The organism is Hyalangium ruber, from assembly GCF_034259325.1.
Lineage (GTDB): Bacteria > Myxococcota > Myxococcia > Myxococcales > Myxococcaceae > Hyalangium_A > Hyalangium_A rubrum.
This window is the reverse complement of record NZ_JAXIVS010000006.1, coordinates 351596-367332: the sequence shown is the minus strand read 5'-3', so window position 1 is coordinate 367332 and position 15737 is coordinate 351596. Positions and strand designations below refer to the sequence as shown.

Genomic DNA, 15737 nt, shown 5'->3' with positions numbered 1-15737 from the left:
ATTCCGCCCGCTCGCTTCGGAGTCGAGCAACTGACAAGAACGCGCCGGCGTGGAGCTCTCCCGCCGGCGCGTTTCTTTTATGGAGGAGGCACCCAATGACGTTCCTGCCAGGACACCTGGGCGCGTGGACGGCGGCGCTGTTGTTGTCGGCGGGCCCGGCCAAGAAGGAGCAGGCGCTGAAGCAGCAGGCCGAGCGGCTCGCTCAAGAGGCGCGGGCGCTGGCGAAGACGGAAGGCTGCGAGCAGCAGGAGGAGTGCGCGGTCGCCGGGTTCGGCAACAAGGCCTGTGGCGGGCCGCGCGAGTACATCGCCTACTGCTCGCGGACGACGGATGTGCCAGCGCTCGAGAGCAAGCTCGCCGCGCTCCAGCAAGCCGAGCAGTCCTGGCAGCGGGAAGCCGGGGTCATGTCCAACTGCGGCCTGACGCGCAAGCCTCAGCCCCGGCTGGTGGACGGGGTGTGCCGGATCCGCTGAGCAAGCGGACGACTCCTCGCTCCCCCTAGGAGGGGCCCTGGCCCTGCCCTCGCCCGGCTCCGGGCGCGCGCCCAGCTTCTGAGCACAGGAGGAGTGTCATGACCGATGTGCAAGTGGCCAGGGGCCTGGGTGTCTTCAGCGTGGCGCTGGGGCTGACGCAGCTCGTGGCTCCGAACTGGCTGGGGCAGAAGACGGGCACGGGGGAGCACCCTGTCCTGATGCGGATGATGGGGGCTCGGGAGCTGGTGTCCGGCATCGGCGTGCTCACCGAGGACAAGCCCAAGGCCTCGCTCTGGGCGCGCGTCGCCGGTGACGTCATCGACATCGGCCTGCTCGGGGTGGCGCTGGCCAAGAACCTGCGACGGGACCGGGTGGTCTTCTCCCTCGGCATGGTCCTCGGCGTCAGCCTGCTGGACCTGGTGTTCGCGCGGCGCATGCGAAACGCGTAGCGCCCCGCCACTCACAAGGGCTCGGAGCCTCCGGCGCTTCCCCGAGGGCTCACCAGCCGAGCAACCGCGACATGAGAGAAGAAGGCGGGGATGCCGACAAGGTAGCGGCTGGCCAGGCGCTTGGGCTCCAGATAGAGGCGGTACACCCACTCCATGCCGTGGTTGCGCATGAACTCGGGGGCGCGCGTCACCTTGTCCCCGAGGTAGTCCAGGATGGCGCCGCCGTTGACGATGAGCACGGGATGGGAGAGCCGCTCGCGCAACCGCACCGCCACCTCCTCCTGCTTGGGCATGCCCATGGCCAGGAGGATGAGCTCCGGCTTCGCCTCGGCGGCCAGCTCCAGGTACGTCTCGGGCGGGGCGAAGCCGTCATGGCAGGCCACCACCTGCAGCCCGTCCGCCTCCAGCCTCTGGCGGGCGGTGTCCAGCCAGGGCGAGCGCGTGCCGAACAGGGCCACCCGGCGGCCTCGGTAGGCGCGGGCAATCTTGGGGATGAAGTCGGTGCCGACCATGTTCAGCCCCTGCGGTCGGCCGAAGGCCCGGAGCCCCAACTTCACGCCGATACCGTCCCGCAACAGCAGATCCGAGCGCAGCAGGCTCTCCAGCATGCTGGGTGTATTCCACCCCAGGTTGGCGGCGTGCGCGTTGACGAAGGAGACAATGTAGGGACGCGAGGGGTGCTTCAGCTCCTCCAGGAGGGCCTCCTGAGCGCTCGCGTCATCGACGCAACGAATGCGCTCGTGCAGCGTGAGGAAGCCCCGCGCTCGGGCTTCCAGGGTAGGGGCAGGGTTGCCCGTCATCCTCCATCCTCCTCGGGTGCCAGAGGATAGTTGATGGGCGCCAGAGCCGGTATTCCGGCTTTTGGCGGGGCATGGACTCATGGATACGGGGGCTGTCAAACTGGGCAGGTGAGTCAACCCGCCACCCCTCTGCCGCCCTCCCCGGAGGCGTCCTCCGCACCGGAGAGCGCTCCCGCGGGCAAGCTTGTGTGGCTGAGCTCTCCCCGAGTCATCCTACAGCGTCGCGCCTCCCGTACTTTGAGCCAGCATGCCCTGCGCGGCATCGGTCGCGTGCTGGCGTTGTTTGCCGCGGATGCCACCGCCTTCGTCCTCAGCCGCACCATCCTGTCCCTCTTGCGAGATGTGAGCTGGCTGGAGCGCCTGGCCGACATGACCGGCTGGCGAGGCGCCAGCTCCAGCATCTACTCCGAGTGGGAGATGGCGGTCGCCCTGCTGGTGGGGCTGGTGGTCGCGGGCGCCTATCACTCGGGAGACGCGTGGCGCTCGCCCCGGCACATCCTCAGCGGCGTCACCCTGGCCGTGAGCCTCATGCTCTGGAACGACATGTGGATACGCGGCCTGCTCCCGGTGCTGTTCTACGCCGCGCCGGCCATCGTCGGCCTGGGCGTCACCACCCTGTTCGCGCGGGTCGCGCTCGAGCGGCTCTCCATTCCCCTGCGACACCTCATCCAGACGCGTGAGCGCGTGCTGCTGCTGGGCAATCCGGACGACCCGGCCTCCCAGAAGGTCTTCGAGCGCCTCTCGCACCTGGACACCATGGAGGTGCTGGGGTGGGTCACGCTCCAGCCGACCCCGGCGTCCGCGCCTGCTCAGAAGGGGGTCCTCGGCTCCCTGGAGGATCTCTGGAAGGTGATGCAGGGCCAGTCGGTGGACACCGTGGTGCTCAGTGGCTACGTGGGCGATGCCCAGCTCCAGACGCTGATGGAGGCGGTGGTCTCGGGCGGCGGCCGGCTGCTGGCCGTGTCCCGCTACGAGCGCATGGGGTGGATCCGTCCCTCGGAGGTCTCCTACCACCCCATCTCCTTCATGGAGCTGACGGTGCCCTCGCTGCGCGGGCAGCAGCTGTGGGTCAAGCGCGCGGTGGACCTGCTGGGCGCGGGCATGGGCCTGCTGGCCATCTCTCCCCTGCTGGGGTTCCTGGCGCTGCTCATCAAGCTGGACTCGCGCGGGCCCGTCTTCTTCGCCCAGGAGCGCGCGGGGCTCGGGGGCCGTACCTTCCGCATGCTCAAGTTCCGCACCATGCGCGTGGGCGCGGACGCGGAGAAGGCGCATCTGGCCCACCTCAACGCCAGCGGCGACGCGCGCCTGTTCAAGATTCCGAATGATCCGCGCGTCACCCGCGTGGGCACCTTCCTGCGCAAGTGGAGCCTGGACGAGCTGCCCCAGCTCTGGAACGTGTTCATCGGAGAGATGTCGCTGGTGGGGCCGCGCCCCTTCTTCGAGGCGGACCTGGCCACCTACCGCGAGCACCACTTCGGCCGGCTGGGCGCCCGCCCGGGCATCACCGGCCTGTGGCAGGTCAGCGGCCGCAGCTCCATCACCGACTTCGAGGAGGTGGTGCGGCTGGACACCGAGTACATCCACCGCTGGTCGCTATGGCTGGACCTGGAGATCCTCCTCAAGACGGTGCCCGCCGTGCTGCGGCGCAGTGGCGCCTACTGAGCACCGCACCGTTCTCCAGCGGACGAACCGACTGCCCCCACGTGTAAGGGCCGGCTAGGCTGGCCGGGCAGACGTACGTTTCACGCCTGAGGGAGGACACATGACGCGGTGGCCATGGGCCGTGGCGGTGCTGGCGCTGGGAGCGGGCTGTACCAAGGGAGACAAGGACGAGGCGCCACGTCGGGCGCAGGTACGCAAGGTCAGCGGCTCCACGATGGAGGTCGTCCCCAGCGAGGGACAGCTGCCCTACTGCCTGCTCTACACGGTGTCGCAGAAGGGCATCATCCGGCAGCTGACGATGACTCGGGAGAACCGGTCCATCAAATGCGACGCGGGCCGGCCCGTGGCCAACACGAGCTTCCGCGTGCCGGTGCAGGAAGGCACGGTGAAGGTGTACGTCATCTTCTCGAACGAGCGCATCCAGGCGGGCTCGGTGGCGCAGCAGCTCTATGAGCTGCGAGACCGGCCGCGCGTCACTGGCATGGACTTCCGACTGCCGGGCCAGGCGTTCATCGAGCAGTTGGAGTTCACTCCCGAGGAGGGAGGCGCCCCCGTCACCGGCGGAGTGATTGGCGCGGGGGGCGAGGTGGCCAACGGAGAGACCGAGGCCACCGAGGAGACCCCGGAGGGCACCACCCTGGACATGACGGGCGCCATGCCCGAAGGCATGGACGCGGGCGTGCCTGCCACGGACGCCGGCCCCTGAGCGTGCAGCCTATTCTCGGCTTCCACTAACCTGAACTGCACTACAGGGCTAAGGTCGCTTCTTGCGTAGGCGCTTTCTCCACTCTTGAGTAAGCGCCATCGGGCTTCATTTTTCTACTTCACACAGGCCAACATGACCCACTAGAAAGTAGCAATAGTTTCATTCCGGTTAGCATTTTCGCTCGCATGGCGGACCCAAATGCACCCATATTCGGCAGGAAGAAGCTTCTTCGCGCAATCTGCAAAGGCAGCACATGGCTATCAATTTTCGAAAAGCACTTGATCGTCATTGGACCGACGCAGACAGTTTAGACCGAGCCAAACGACTAGCCAATGCAGACCATCTTTTCGGCATCTCAGCAGAGTGCGCGCTTAAGGCCGTTATGATCGCTCTCGGCGCACCGACCAATAGCGACGGTGATCTGAGCAACGCAGACCATCAAAAACACATCAACACGCTATGGTCTAATTTCCGCATATTTGCCCAAGGCCCCCATGGGGCTAGATACGCCGCCAAGTTGGGCAGCATCAATCCTTTTAAAGACTGGCACGTCATCCAGCGATATTTCGGTGATGAGCACTTTACGGCAGCAACAGTTCAAGCTCATCGCGCAGGGGCTTTTAAAGCCAAAGAAGTTTTCCAACTGGCCATCCAAGACGGGATTCTCAAGTGAACGCCACACCAACCAAGCATGCCGTTCGCTTTGATCAAGCACTCAACCTTGCGGTGGCAATCATCCGTCGCACCGAACTGCCGAATTCACGAATAGTGCTGATCCGCGATCTCTATGGTCGCATTCACCTAGCACTTGACGACAGACCTCCATATGCAGCACCGCCAGAAGACACTATCAAGAAGCTTCTCCAAGCATTGGGCACAGAGCTTGGTGCGTTTGCCCCAGATCCAGAGACAGACCTCCTGCTTGCATCGAATCTTATTGATCCGAAATCCCTTTTCGACTCCCCTGACAACCTTCTGCTGAGCACTGAGCCTACCTATATCCATCTTGTTGAACGTCAGGTTATCGGCTCAGACTGGCTGCGTCAGCCCAGTACGGCAACTCCTGCGCAGACGCACCGAGCAACCATGTTCGGTATCAAGGGAGGAGTCGGCCGCTCAACTGCCACAGCTGTGTGGGCACGACACCTAGCGCAGAAAGACAGGCGTGTTCTCGTCATAGATCTAGACTTGGAGTCGCCAGGAGTTGGATCCTCTTTGTTGCCACATGAATCCCATCCCGACTTCGGCGTCATTGACTGGCTAGTTGAGGATGCGGTGGGGCAATCAGACCGGCTTCTGTTCCAAGACATGGTCGCAAGAAGCACGCTCGCCGAAGGAACTCAAGGCGAAGTACTCGTTGTCCCAGCAGGAGGGCGTGCCCGAGCCAGTTACGACTACCTCGCAAAACTATCTCGCGCCTACATGCCAATCCAAACCGAGAAACGAATGCTAGAGTTTGGAGATCGCATAGAGCGATTCGTCTCTCAAGCAGAGGATACATACAAGCCCGACGTAACCATTATTGACAGCAGAGCCGGGATGCACGACATCGCGGCAGCCGCCATTACTCGACTCGGCGCACTGTGTCTACTCTTCGCAGGAAACAGCCGCCAAACCTGGGCTGACTACGAACTGCTATTCCAAAAGTGGAGAGCACATCCTGAACGTGCTGTAGCGATTCGGGAAAACCTAAAAATGGTTGCTGCTCTTATTCCAGAGATTGGGGCTGATGCATACATAGAGCGATTCAGCCTTTCTGCTTATCGCCTCTTCCAGGACTTTCTTTATGAAGAAGCGGAAGCAACCGATCTCGACGCCTTCAATTACGATATTGGGGATGAAGATGCCCCGCACCACCCTATTCGTATTCGCTGGTCTCGTGCATTCCTCGAATTTGACCCAGTTCGAGGAGTAGAAACGCTGGGCCAAGAACAAGTCGATGCAGCTTTTGGCCACTTCTTAGCCGAGGCAAGCAGATTGCTTCTCGGAGAAGAAGCATGATTCAGCGTAGGGTCCAAACCAACTTTTTCCCTCCAAGAGAAATCAGAAGGCTTATTCAGGAGACCCTGCCTGAGGAAACCGACACTCATGGTGAGCCTCCCAAATATGGCTTTCTCTATGTTCCTACTGCTCATGTCCGTGCGCTACATCCTGACAGCATGCTTGTAGTAGGCACACGTGGTGCCGGGAAGAGTGTATGGTGGGCAGCACTACAAGATCCCGACTACCGCAAACTGGTTGTTGCTCAGACTACTCGCACAGCACCTTTTGATGACAACACCATCGTTAGCCCTGGCTTTGGTGTTCGGAAGAATCCCCGCGACTACCCCGACAAGGAAATTTTCCGGAAGCTTATTGGAATCTACGAGCCAGAACTTATTTGGCGCACCATCATCACTTGGCACGTCACCGGCAAGGAAGACGGCCTATTGAGACACACGAAAGCATGGGAAGAGCGCGTTGGGTGGATTCTCCAGCACCCCGAAGAAACTTCTCATGCACTTTTTGATGCTGATCGAAAACTCGCCGATAAGAAGCAGCAGCACCTCATCGTATTTGATGCACTGGACCGCACTGCAAGCACTTGGAATGATCTCAAGTCTCTTCTGCGCGGGCTATTACAAGCTGCGCTCGACTTCAGATCGTTCTATTCACTACGAGCCAAAGCATTTGTCCGTCCAGACATGCTAGACGATCCGGAGGTCAGTAGCTTTCCTGATGCCTCTAAAGTCCTATCGAGCCGAGTAAGCTTGGACTGGCCAAGAGCCGATCTTTATGGGCTACTCTGGCAACATCTCTCTAATGGACAAAGATTTGGCCGCGCGTTTCGCGACCGTTGCAACAACATCTTTGGATTAACATGGCGAGAATTCATGGGAGTATGGCGGGTTCCTTCCGAACTTCGGAAGAATGAAGAAACCCAGCGTTCTGTATTTCATGCCATTGCAAGTCCCTACATGGGTAAAGATCAGAGGCGCGGGGCAGCCTACACTTGGCTTCCCAACCATCTCGCTGACGCACATAAAAAAGTCAGCCCACGAAGTTTTCTATCGGCCATTCGCACAGCAGCATTAAGCGATACCAATTCTAACAAGGACGTTCCCATCTTCTACGAAGCTATCAAACTTGGAGTCCAAGAAGCCTCCAAAATTCGCGTCAAGGAGATCCAGGAAGATCACAAGTGGATTGGTATAGCAATGAAGCCACTCAGGGACTTGGTCATTCCTTGTGACTTCACTGACGTGTACCGGCGGTGGAAAGAAGCAGATGTCATCTCAGAACTTCAGCGGCATCGCGATATTCGCCCCAAGAGGCTTGATCGTGGCTTTGCAGGAGTGCGTGAAGACTTGCTCGAACTCGGCGTATTCGAGCAAATGCCCGATGGGCGTATTAACATGCCAGACGTTTATCGTGTCGGATTTGGCTTGAAGCGCAAAGGAGGAATTAAGCCTATACGTTGAACATTCTCCTACATATATAGAAGGCACGGTGAAGGTGTACGTCATCTTCTCGAACGAGCGCATCCAGGCGGGCTCGGTGGCGCAGCAGCTCTATGAGCTGCGAGACCGGCCGCGCGTCACCGGCATGGACTTCCGACTGCCGGGCCAGGCGTTCATCGAGCAGTTGGAGTTCACTCCCGAGGAGGGAGGCGCCCCCGTCACCGGCGGAGTGATTGGCGCGGGGGGCGAGGTGGCCAACGGAGAGACCGAGGCCACCGAGGAGACCCCGGAGGGCACCACCCTGGACATGACCGGCGCCATGCCCGAAGGCATGGACGCGGGCGTGCCTGCCACGGACGCCGGCCCCTGAGCGTGCTCAGCGCTGAAGGCTCGCCTGGAGCAAGGCCTTGGACGCCTCGATGAGGGCGGGCGAGGCGGTGCGCAGCGAGCCGGTGGCGAAGGGAGGCGCGGGGTCGTACTCGATGCCGAGCTGGATGGACTGAGACACCAGCTCGCCGAACTCCCGCGCCACCAGCGTCAACGCCATGTCGATGCCCGCGGACACTCCGGCGGCGATCACCAGCTTTCCGTCGAACACGACTCGCTCGGCCACGGGCGTGGCGCCGAACTGCCGGAGCATCTCGGTGGCCGTCCAGTGCGTGGTGGCGCGCTTGCCCTGGAGCAGGCCCGCCGCGCCCAGGATGAGCGCGCCGGTACACACGGATGTCGTCCACTTCGTGGACCTGTCCATCTCCCGCAGCCACGCGAGCACCCGCTCATCTCCCATCGTCTTGGAAGGATCCGAGCTGCCGGGGACGACGACGATGTCGGCGCGGGGTACTTCCTCCAGCCGCCGGTCCGCGTGCATCCGTACGCCCGCGTCCGTCCGCAGCGGCCCCGGCTCGGCGGCGACCAGGTGGATGCGCGCTCCCGGGACCAGCGTGAAGACCTGGTACGGGCCAATGAAGTCCAGCGAGGTCATGTTCTCGTAGAGCAGGAAGGCAATGTCCATGGCGTGTCCTCCGACGAAGGGGGGCTGCGGATGACACCCTACGCGCGAGCGGCGCTGGCAGGACTGCCATTGATTTGACGATTTCCGCCAACCCGGGCTAGGTCGGGTCCTGACATGAATGAGCGCTTGAGAAGACCCACGCGAAGCCGGCGGGACCGACTGGTGCTGATCGTGGCGTACCCGGAGGTGCAGATCCTCGACATCACGGGCCCGGCCTCGGTGTTCACCACCGCCGCCTCCCTGGTGGGGCCGAACCAGCGGGGCTACCGCGTCGAGATCGCGGCCCTCCGCAAGGGCCCGGTGCCGACGATGGGGGGCATGATGCTCCACGCCACCACGCGGCTGGACCGGGTGCGCGAGCCGGTGGATACGCTGGTGGTCCCCGGTGGACTGGTGGCCACGTCACCCGACGCGGAACCCGCGCTCTCGCCGCACCTGCGCCGACTGGCCGGACGCAGCCGACGCGTGACCTCCGTCTGCACGGGCAGCTTCCTGCTGGCCCGGGCAGGGCTGCTGGATGGCAAGCGCGCCACGACCCACTGGGCCGCCAGCGAGGACCTGCAACGACAATTTCCCTGCTGTGAGGTGCTCGCGGATCGGATCTTCGTCCAGGACGGCCGCACCTGGAGCTCGGCGGGAGTGACGAGCGGAATGGACCTCGCCCTCGCGCTGGTGGAAGAGGACCTCGGCCGAGAGGTGGCCCGCGGCGTGGCGCGCTGGCTGGTGATGTACCGCCACCGCCCCGGAGGCCAGAGCCAGTTCAGCGTGCAGCTCGCCTCGCAGTGGGCCGACAGGGCGCCCATCCGCGAGGTGCAGGAGTGGCTGCCGGAGCACCTGCGGGAGGACCTGACGGTGGAGTCGCTCTCCCGGCGCGCGGCGATGAGCCCCCGCAACTTCGCGCGCGCGTTCCGCGAGCAGGTCGGGCTGACGCCCGCGAAGTACGTCGAGAAGCTGCGCGTGGAGGCGGCTCGGTCCTCCCTGGAGGCGACGCGGCGGACGGTGAAGGAGATCGCCACCGAGGTCGGCTTCGGCACGCTGGAGACGCTGCACCGCGTGTTCCGGCGCTCGCTCGGAGTCACGCCCGCGGAGTACCGGCGTCGGTTCTCCGCGAGTGCGTGACGGACTCAGGTGCTCAGAACGCCTCGCGCGCCATGGCGAGCAGATCCGCCTCGGTACACTTGCGCGGGTTGCTCAGGTGCGAGGCGTCCTCGAAGGCCTTGGCGGCGATGCGCGACAAGTCCTTCTCCTGTACGCCCGCGTCGCGCAGCCGCGCGGGGATGCCGATGGCCGCGTTGAGCTTGCGCACCCGCTCGATGGCGTTACCGGCGAGCACGTCCTCGCGCATGTTGGCGAACTCGCCCATGGCCACCGCCACGCGCGCCAGCCGCGCGGTACACATGGGGCGGTTGAACTCCATCACCACGGGCAGGACGATGGCGTTGGCCAGGCCGTGGTGTACCCCGGAGATGGGCGTGAGCGCGTGCGCCAGCGCGTGGCAGGCGCCCAGGCCCTTCTGGAAGGCCATGGCGCCCTGCATCGCCGCCACCATCATGTCGGCGCGGGCCGAGACGTTGCTGCCCTCCTTCACGGCGGTGAGCAGCGAGCGCCCCACGCGGATGATGCCGTCGATGGCCACCGCGTCCGCCAGTGGGTGGAAGCCGTTGGAGAGATAAGCCTCCAGGCAGTGCGTGAAGGCGTCCATGCCCGTGGCGGCGGTGGCTCCCGGCGGCAGCCCCAGCGTCAGCTCGGGATCGCAGATGGCCGCCTTGGGCAGCAGGTGCGGGCTGAAGATGACCGTCTTGCGGCCCGTGTCCTCCAGCGTGGCCACGCCCGAGCGGCTCACCTCCGAGCCCGTCCCGGCCGTGGTGGGAATGGCGATGAGCGGCGGCAGGTCGTCGCGCACGTACTGGTCACCGCCCTTGGCGTCGTCGTAGCGCGACAGCGGCGGCTCGTGCGTGGTGAGCAACTGCACCAGCTTGGCCGCATCCAGCGGGCTGCCGCCCCCGAGCGCGACGATTCCATCGCACCCGCCGCGCCGGTACGCCTCCAGGCCGGCGAAGACGTCCTTCTCGGTGGGGTTGGGCTCCACGCGGTCGAACACCGCGTACTCCACGCCCGCGCCCTTGAGCACGTCGTAGATGCGCTGGGCGAGCCCCGCCTTCACCACGCCCGCGTCGGTGACGACGAGCGGGCGCTTCATCTTCAGCCGCTCGACCTGCGCCGGCAGACGCTTGAGGGCTCCCACGCCGAAGACGATCTTCGTGGGCCAGGACATCTCCGTGACGCGCGCTTCGGTCGGCATATCGAATGGATGCATCGTAATGGACCCGGTCCTTCCCGTGTGGCTCAGATGAGCTCCATGTAGCGTTCGAGCTCCCAGTTGGTGACGGCGCGCTCGTACTGGCGCACCTCCCACTTGCGCGTGCGCACGTAGTGGTCCACGAAGTCCTCGCCGAGCAGCTCGCGCGCCCGGTCGGAGCGCTCCAGCAGCTCCACCGCCTCCTTGAGGTTGCGCGGCAGCGGCTGGGCGTTGGCCTCGTAGCCGTTGCCCGAGCACATGGGCGGCGGCTCCACCTTGTTCTCCACGCCCCACAGGCCCGCGGCGAGGCTCGCCGCCATGCCGATATAGGCGTTCATGTCCGCGGCGAGCTGGCGGTACTCCAGCCGCATGGACTTGGGGCTGTCGCCGATGACGCGGATGGCCGTGGTGCGGTTCTCCTGACCCCACGTGGCGGTGGTGGGCGCCCACGTGTTCTCCACGCTGCGCTTGTAGCTGTTCACCGTGGGCCAGTAGAGCGCGGTGAACTCCGGCATCAGCGACACCTGCCCGCCGATGTAGTGCCGCATCGTCTGGCTCATGCCATCTGGCACGCTCTCGTCATGGAAGGTGTTCCGGTCGCCCTTCATGTTCCACAGCGACTGATGCACGTGCCCCGAGCATCCCGGCAGCTTCGCGTTCACCTTGGCCATGAAGCAGGCGGTGAGCCCGTGGCGGGCGCAGATCTCCTTCACCACCGTCTTGAAGAGCACCGCCTTGTCCGCCGACTTCTCCAGGTCGTCGTAGCGGATGGCGGCCTCGAACACGCCGGGGCCCGTCTCGGTGTGGAAGCCCTCGATGTCCACCCCGAAGGCGTTGCACCCGTCGATGATGGCATGCACCAGCGGAGCGCTGAGCGAGGTACGCAGCCACGAGTAGCCGAACATGCCCGGGGTGAGCGGGGTGAGGTTCTGGAACCCCTTCTCCTTCAGCGACTGCGGCGTCTCCTTGAAGATGAAGAACTCGTACTCGGCGCCGAACTTGGGCAGGTACCCCATGTCCCGCGCGCGCCGGCCGATCTTCTGCAGGAGCTGGCGTGGGCTGGCGCCGAAGGGCGAGCCGTCCTTGTTGACGAAGTCGAGCAGGAAGGCCGCGGTGTCCGGCTCCCAGGGGATGATGCGGCCGGTGGACACGTCCACCCGCGCGTTCGCGTCCGGGTAGCCCGTGTGCCAGCCCGTCACCTGCGTGTTGTCGAGCAGCTCGTCGGCCAGGTCCCAGCCGAACACGACGTCGCAGAAGCCCAGGCCGCCCTTGGCCGCGGAGAAGAACTTGTCGAGGGAGATGTACTTGCCGCGCCATACCCCGTCGATGTCCACCGCGCCCAGCTTCACCTTGCGGACGCCCTTCTCCTCGAACCACTTGCGAAGGAAGTCCACCCCGCCCGGCTCTCGCATGACGGTGCGCGCCGCATCCACCTTCTCCTTGGCGCGCGCGCGACGCGCCATGACCGGGTGGGAGATGACCTTTGCCTTGGGACGGATTGCCATCGGTACGCGTCCTTGTCCTTGAGAGAAATCAGAGGTCCGCGGGCAGCTTCGTCCACACGGCCTTGTACTGGAGGTAACCCTCCAGGGCGTGATGTGAAAGGTCCCGGCCCCAGCCCGACTCCTTGTAGCCACCGAAGGGCGCGGCATCGTCGAACTCGTTGAAGCAGTTGATCCACACCACGCCGCTCTTCACCTTGCGCGCCATGGCGTGCGCCTTGGCCACGTCGCGTGTCCAGATGGAGGCGGCCAGGCCGTACTGGGTGCCGTTGGCGATCTCCAGCGCGTGTGCCTCGTCCCGGAAGCGGATGCAGCTCAGCACCGGACCGAAGATCTCCTCCTGGGCGATCTTCATCTCCGGCTGCACGTCTCCGAAGATGGTGGGCTGCATGAAGAGGCCCTTGGCCTTGGTGCCCTGCGTGTCGCGCTCGCCGCCCACCAGCAGCTTCGCGCCCTGGCGCTTGCCGCTGTCCACGTAGCTGAGAATGGTCTCGAGCTGGCGAGGGCTGATCTGCGCGCCCATCTCCGTGGCGGCATCCAGCGGGTCACCCACGCGCATCTTCTTGGCGCGCTCGGTGAGCTGGCCGACGAACGCGTCATAGGCCTTCTCATGCACGAGCACGCGGCTGCCCGCGTTGCAGATCTCCCCCTTGTTGCTGAAAATGCCCCAGAAGCACGCCTCCACGGCGGTGGCGAAGTCGGCGTCCGGGAGGACGATCTGCGGGCTCTTGCCGCCCAGCTCCAGCGTCAGCTTCTTGAGGTTGCTGTTGGCCGAGGCCTGAAGCAGCCGGCGCGCGGTGCGCCCCGAGCCGGTGAAGGAGATCTTGTCCACGTCCGGGTGCCGCGCGAGCGCCTCGCCCGCGGGGTCGCCGTAGCCCGTCACCACGTTGAGCACGCCCGGCGGGAAGCCCGCCTCCAGGGCGAGCGCGCCCAGCTTGAGGGCGGTGAGCGGGGTGAGTTCCGAGGGCTTCACCACCACGGTGCAGCCGGACGCGAGCGCCGGGCCCAGCTTCCAGCACAGCAGGCACGTGGGGTAGTTCCACGGAACGATGGCGCCCACCACGCCCACCGGCTCCTTGAGGCAGTAGGTGAGGAAGGGGCCGTCCACCGGCAGCACCTCGCCGGTGATCTTGTTGGCCCAGTCGGCGAAGTAGGACAGCGTGGCGGCGCCGGGCGCCACATCGCCGGTGATGGCCTGACGGAACGTCTTGCCGTTGTTCATCGACTCGACGAGGGCGAACTCCTCGCGGCGCTGCCAGAGCAGATCCGACAGCTTGCGGATGAGCTTGCCGCGCTCGCTGGGGTTCATCTTGCTCCACGGTCCGGACTCGAACGCGCGGCGCGCGGCCTTCACCGCCTTGTCCACATCGGCGCCCGTGGCGGAGGGCACGTCACAAATCTTCTCCCCGGTAGCGGGGTTCGTCACGGTAAGGGTTCCCGCTTCCACGGGGTCCACAAGCTGGCCGTCGATGAGCAGCTTGGCCGCGGGGAGCTGGGGCGTGAGCGAACGAGCGTCGGTCATGGAGACTCCTAGGAGGGCCCGGACGCGAGGACTCGCGGGCTCGGGCGCCGATCAAGATCGGCGTAAAACGGTAGGGATGCCCGCCGAGTGCGGCAACCCAGGGCCGGGAGGCGTGCGGTGAAGAACGTTCTGTTGCTGAAAGCGGGAGAAGCCGCGGCCTCGGTCCGCCTCTCGGTGGGCGACTACGACCGGTGGTTCCTCCAGACGCTTGGACTGTCCGGTTATCGATTCGACATCGTGGCCGCCCACCAGGGAGCGAAGCTGCCGACGGACATCTCGGGCTATGACGCGGTGATGATGACGGGCTCACCACTGTCCGTCACCCGACTGGAGCCGTGGATGGAGCGTGCCGCGGAGCTCATGGTGGGCGCGGAGGAGCGGGGCATCCCGGTGCTGGGGGTGTGCTTTGGCCACCAACTGCTGGCGCATGCCTATGGCGGCCGGGTGGTGCGAAACCCCCAGGGCCGGGAGATTGGCACGGTGGAGGTCCGCCTGACGGAGCACGGCCGAGCCGACCCGCTCTTCCAGGGCTTGTCCGAGACCATCGCCGTGCAGGCCACCCACGAGGACATCGTCCCGGAGCCTCCCGCGGGCGCGGTGGTGCTGGCGGGCAACACCAACACGGCGGTGCAGGCGCTGGCCTTCCGTCCGCATACGCGCGGCGTGCAGTTCCACCCGGAGGTGCAGCCAGCCGCCATGCAGGCGCTCATCCAGGCGCGGGCGGAGCGGCTGGAGGCGGAGGCCACCGCGCGCGGCGTGCCGCCCGGAGAGCGCGTGCCCCGGCTGCTGTCGGCCATCGCTCCCACTCCCGCCGGACGACAGATCCTGGTGAACTTCCTGGAACGCTTTCCCTGACTGGAGCCCCCCTGTGTACCGCCTCCTTCCCCTTGCTCCCCTGCTGTGGCTGCTGGCCTGCAACGACCGAGACCTGTGCGCCGAGTCCCCCCTCTGCGAGGAGAACCGCGCCGTCAACTGCGAGCCGTCCTGTACCGTGGGGCCCTGCTCCAACGGCCCGAACATCCTGCCGTGTGGCGAGAGCGCCATGTGCAGCATCGTCCCCGGAGACATCAACTCGCAGCGCTTCTTCCGCTCCCGCGCGCTGTGCGTGCAGGAGGGCAGCGCCTCGTGTGATCCGACGACCTCGGGCGCGCCCACCTGTGATGGCCAGGGGGCCCAGGGCATCATCAGCGGCTGCAGCGAGTACAAGCGCGTCATCCGCGCCTCGTGTACGCAGGCGGGCCTCTACTTCTCCAACACCGCCTGCTGCCAGGGCGAGCCGACGGATGGAGGCACTCCGGACGGGGGCACCTCCACTCCCGACGGCGGCACCTCCACGGACGGCGGACGCTGAGCTAGGTTGGCACGATGCCTTCGCGCTGGGACTACCTCTTCGAGACCAAGCCCATCCCCATGATGGACCACCTCCTGGAGGAGGTGGCGAAGCTGCTGGCGAAGGACCTGACCCAGTGGCCGCCGCCCATCCAGGAGATCGACCTGGACGTGGGCGGCACCTTCGCGCCGCTCTTCCTGGAGCCCACGCCCCGGCCGGGCCCGGCCGTCTACACCGAGGCGCTGCGGCTCTCGCGCTGGGAGCTGGCGCGCGAGTTCGACGCGTATGACGACTACATGCGCAACAAGCGCTACCTCGAGCGAGGGCTGGCGCCGACGGACCGGCTGACGCTGCTCTTTCTCAACCGCTGGTTGGTGGAGCAAATGTTGGGATTGGGCGAGGCCACCGAGGGCCGGGTGAAGCGGCCGCTGATGAGCCAGGTGCTCGACAAGGTGGAGGCGAAGCTGCGGTTGGTGCAGCCCCCGCCCTCCGGCCTCATCGTCTAAGGGGGGTAGAGGACTTGTGACGGGGGGGCGGCTCTG

17 protein-coding genes are annotated in these 15737 nt (G+C 65.2%); 12 read left to right on the top strand and 5 right to left on the bottom strand.

Translation table 11 applies throughout. From position 1 onward, the window contains the following. Nucleotides 1–95: 95 nt before the first annotated feature. Nucleotides 96–473, top strand: a complete 378-nt coding sequence (locus SYV04_RS19645) for a hypothetical protein (protein WP_321547366.1) — start codon at nt 96–98, stop codon at nt 471–473. 98 nt (nt 474–571) lie between these two features. Next, nucleotides 572–922, top strand: a complete 351-nt coding sequence (locus SYV04_RS19640; protein WP_321547365.1) for a hypothetical protein — start codon at nt 572–574, stop codon at nt 920–922. An 11-nt stretch (nt 923–933) separates the two neighbouring features. On the opposite strand, the gene SYV04_RS19635 is transcribed toward SYV04_RS19640, so the two are convergent. Beyond that, nucleotides 934–1722: a WecB/TagA/CpsF family glycosyltransferase gene (locus tag SYV04_RS19635; protein ID WP_321547364.1), complete on the bottom strand. Its 789-nt coding sequence runs from the start codon at nt 1720–1722 to the stop codon at nt 934–936. A gap of 237 nt (nt 1723–1959) precedes the next feature. Here SYV04_RS19635 and SYV04_RS19630 point away from each other — a divergent pair, with 237 nt between their 5' ends. The 6 genes from SYV04_RS19630 to SYV04_RS19605 all read left to right on the top strand — a co-directional run bounded on the left by SYV04_RS19630 (nt 1960) and on the right by SYV04_RS19605 (nt 7900). Further along, a complete protein-coding gene (locus SYV04_RS19630; protein ID WP_321547363.1) occupies nt 1960–3384 on the top strand; it encodes a sugar transferase in 1425 nt (474 codons plus the stop codon). Nucleotides 3385–3484: 100 nt separating this feature from the next. Then, nucleotides 3485–4090, top strand: coding sequence for a hypothetical protein (locus tag SYV04_RS19625; RefSeq protein ID WP_321547362.1), 606 nt, complete (start codon nt 3485–3487; stop codon nt 4088–4090). 253 nt (nt 4091–4343) lie between these two features. After that, entirely contained in the window at nt 4344–4763 is a 420-nt protein-coding gene (locus tag SYV04_RS19620) for a hypothetical protein (RefSeq protein ID WP_321547361.1), read from the top strand. Further along, nucleotides 4760–6091 (top strand): KGGVGR-motif variant AAA ATPase, encoded by a 1332-nt coding sequence (locus SYV04_RS19615; RefSeq protein WP_321547360.1) that lies wholly within the window; start codon nt 4760–4762, stop codon nt 6089–6091. Before SYV04_RS19620 ends, SYV04_RS19615 begins: the two co-directional genes overlap by 4 nt. Then, nucleotides 6088–7551, top strand: coding sequence for a hypothetical protein (locus tag SYV04_RS19610; RefSeq protein WP_321547359.1), 1464 nt, complete (start codon nt 6088–6090; stop codon nt 7549–7551). The genes SYV04_RS19615 and SYV04_RS19610 overlap by 4 nt, the downstream gene beginning before the upstream one ends. Before the next feature lie 28 nt (nt 7552–7579). After that, on the top strand, nt 7580–7900 hold the full coding sequence (locus SYV04_RS19605; protein WP_321547358.1) for a hypothetical protein: 321 nt from the start codon (nt 7580–7582) through the stop codon (nt 7898–7900). Nucleotides 7901–7906: 6 nt separating this feature from the next. On the opposite strand, the gene SYV04_RS19600 is transcribed toward SYV04_RS19605, so the two are convergent. Next, nucleotides 7907–8542 (bottom strand): DJ-1/PfpI family protein, encoded by a 636-nt coding sequence (locus SYV04_RS19600; RefSeq protein WP_321547357.1) that lies wholly within the window; start codon nt 8540–8542, stop codon nt 7907–7909. Between the two features lie 126 nt (nt 8543–8668). Between SYV04_RS19600 and SYV04_RS19595 the strand changes: the two genes are divergently transcribed. Then, nucleotides 8669–9661 carry a GlxA family transcriptional regulator gene (locus SYV04_RS19595; protein WP_321547356.1) on the top strand — a complete coding sequence of 331 codons (993 nt, stop codon included), beginning with the start codon at nt 8669–8671 and terminating at the stop codon, nt 9659–9661. A 13-nt stretch (nt 9662–9674) separates the two neighbouring features. Here SYV04_RS19595 and SYV04_RS19590 read toward each other — a convergent pair whose 3' ends face one another. From SYV04_RS19590 to SYV04_RS19580, 3 genes are read right to left on the bottom strand one after another with little or no spacing between them, the layout of a single operon-like run. After that, nucleotides 9675–10859, bottom strand: a complete 1185-nt coding sequence (locus SYV04_RS19590) for an iron-containing alcohol dehydrogenase (protein ID WP_321547355.1) — start codon at nt 10857–10859, stop codon at nt 9675–9677. 29 nt (nt 10860–10888) lie between these two features. Then, nucleotides 10889–12346 (bottom strand): glutamine synthetase family protein, encoded by a 1458-nt coding sequence (locus SYV04_RS19585; RefSeq protein WP_321547354.1) that lies wholly within the window; start codon nt 12344–12346, stop codon nt 10889–10891. Between the two features lie 28 nt (nt 12347–12374). Continuing rightward, nucleotides 12375–13865, bottom strand: a complete 1491-nt coding sequence (locus tag SYV04_RS19580) for an aldehyde dehydrogenase family protein (protein ID WP_321547353.1) — start codon at nt 13863–13865, stop codon at nt 12375–12377. Between the two features lie 117 nt (nt 13866–13982). Here SYV04_RS19580 and SYV04_RS19575 point away from each other — a divergent pair, with 117 nt between their 5' ends. The 3 genes from SYV04_RS19575 to SYV04_RS19565 are packed head-to-tail and all read left to right on the top strand — an operon-like array spanning nt 13983 to nt 15701. Beyond that, complete coding sequence (locus SYV04_RS19575; protein ID WP_321547352.1) at nt 13983–14720, top strand: glutamine amidotransferase; 738 nt, start codon at nt 13983–13985, stop codon at nt 14718–14720. A gap of 13 nt (nt 14721–14733) precedes the next feature. Beyond that, a complete protein-coding gene (locus SYV04_RS19570; protein ID WP_321547351.1) occupies nt 14734–15216 on the top strand; it encodes a hypothetical protein in 483 nt (160 codons plus the stop codon). A gap of 14 nt (nt 15217–15230) precedes the next feature. Then, on the top strand, nt 15231–15701 hold the full coding sequence (locus tag SYV04_RS19565) for a hypothetical protein (protein WP_321547350.1): 471 nt from the start codon (nt 15231–15233) through the stop codon (nt 15699–15701). The last annotated feature ends 36 nt before the right edge of the window (nt 15702–15737 follow it).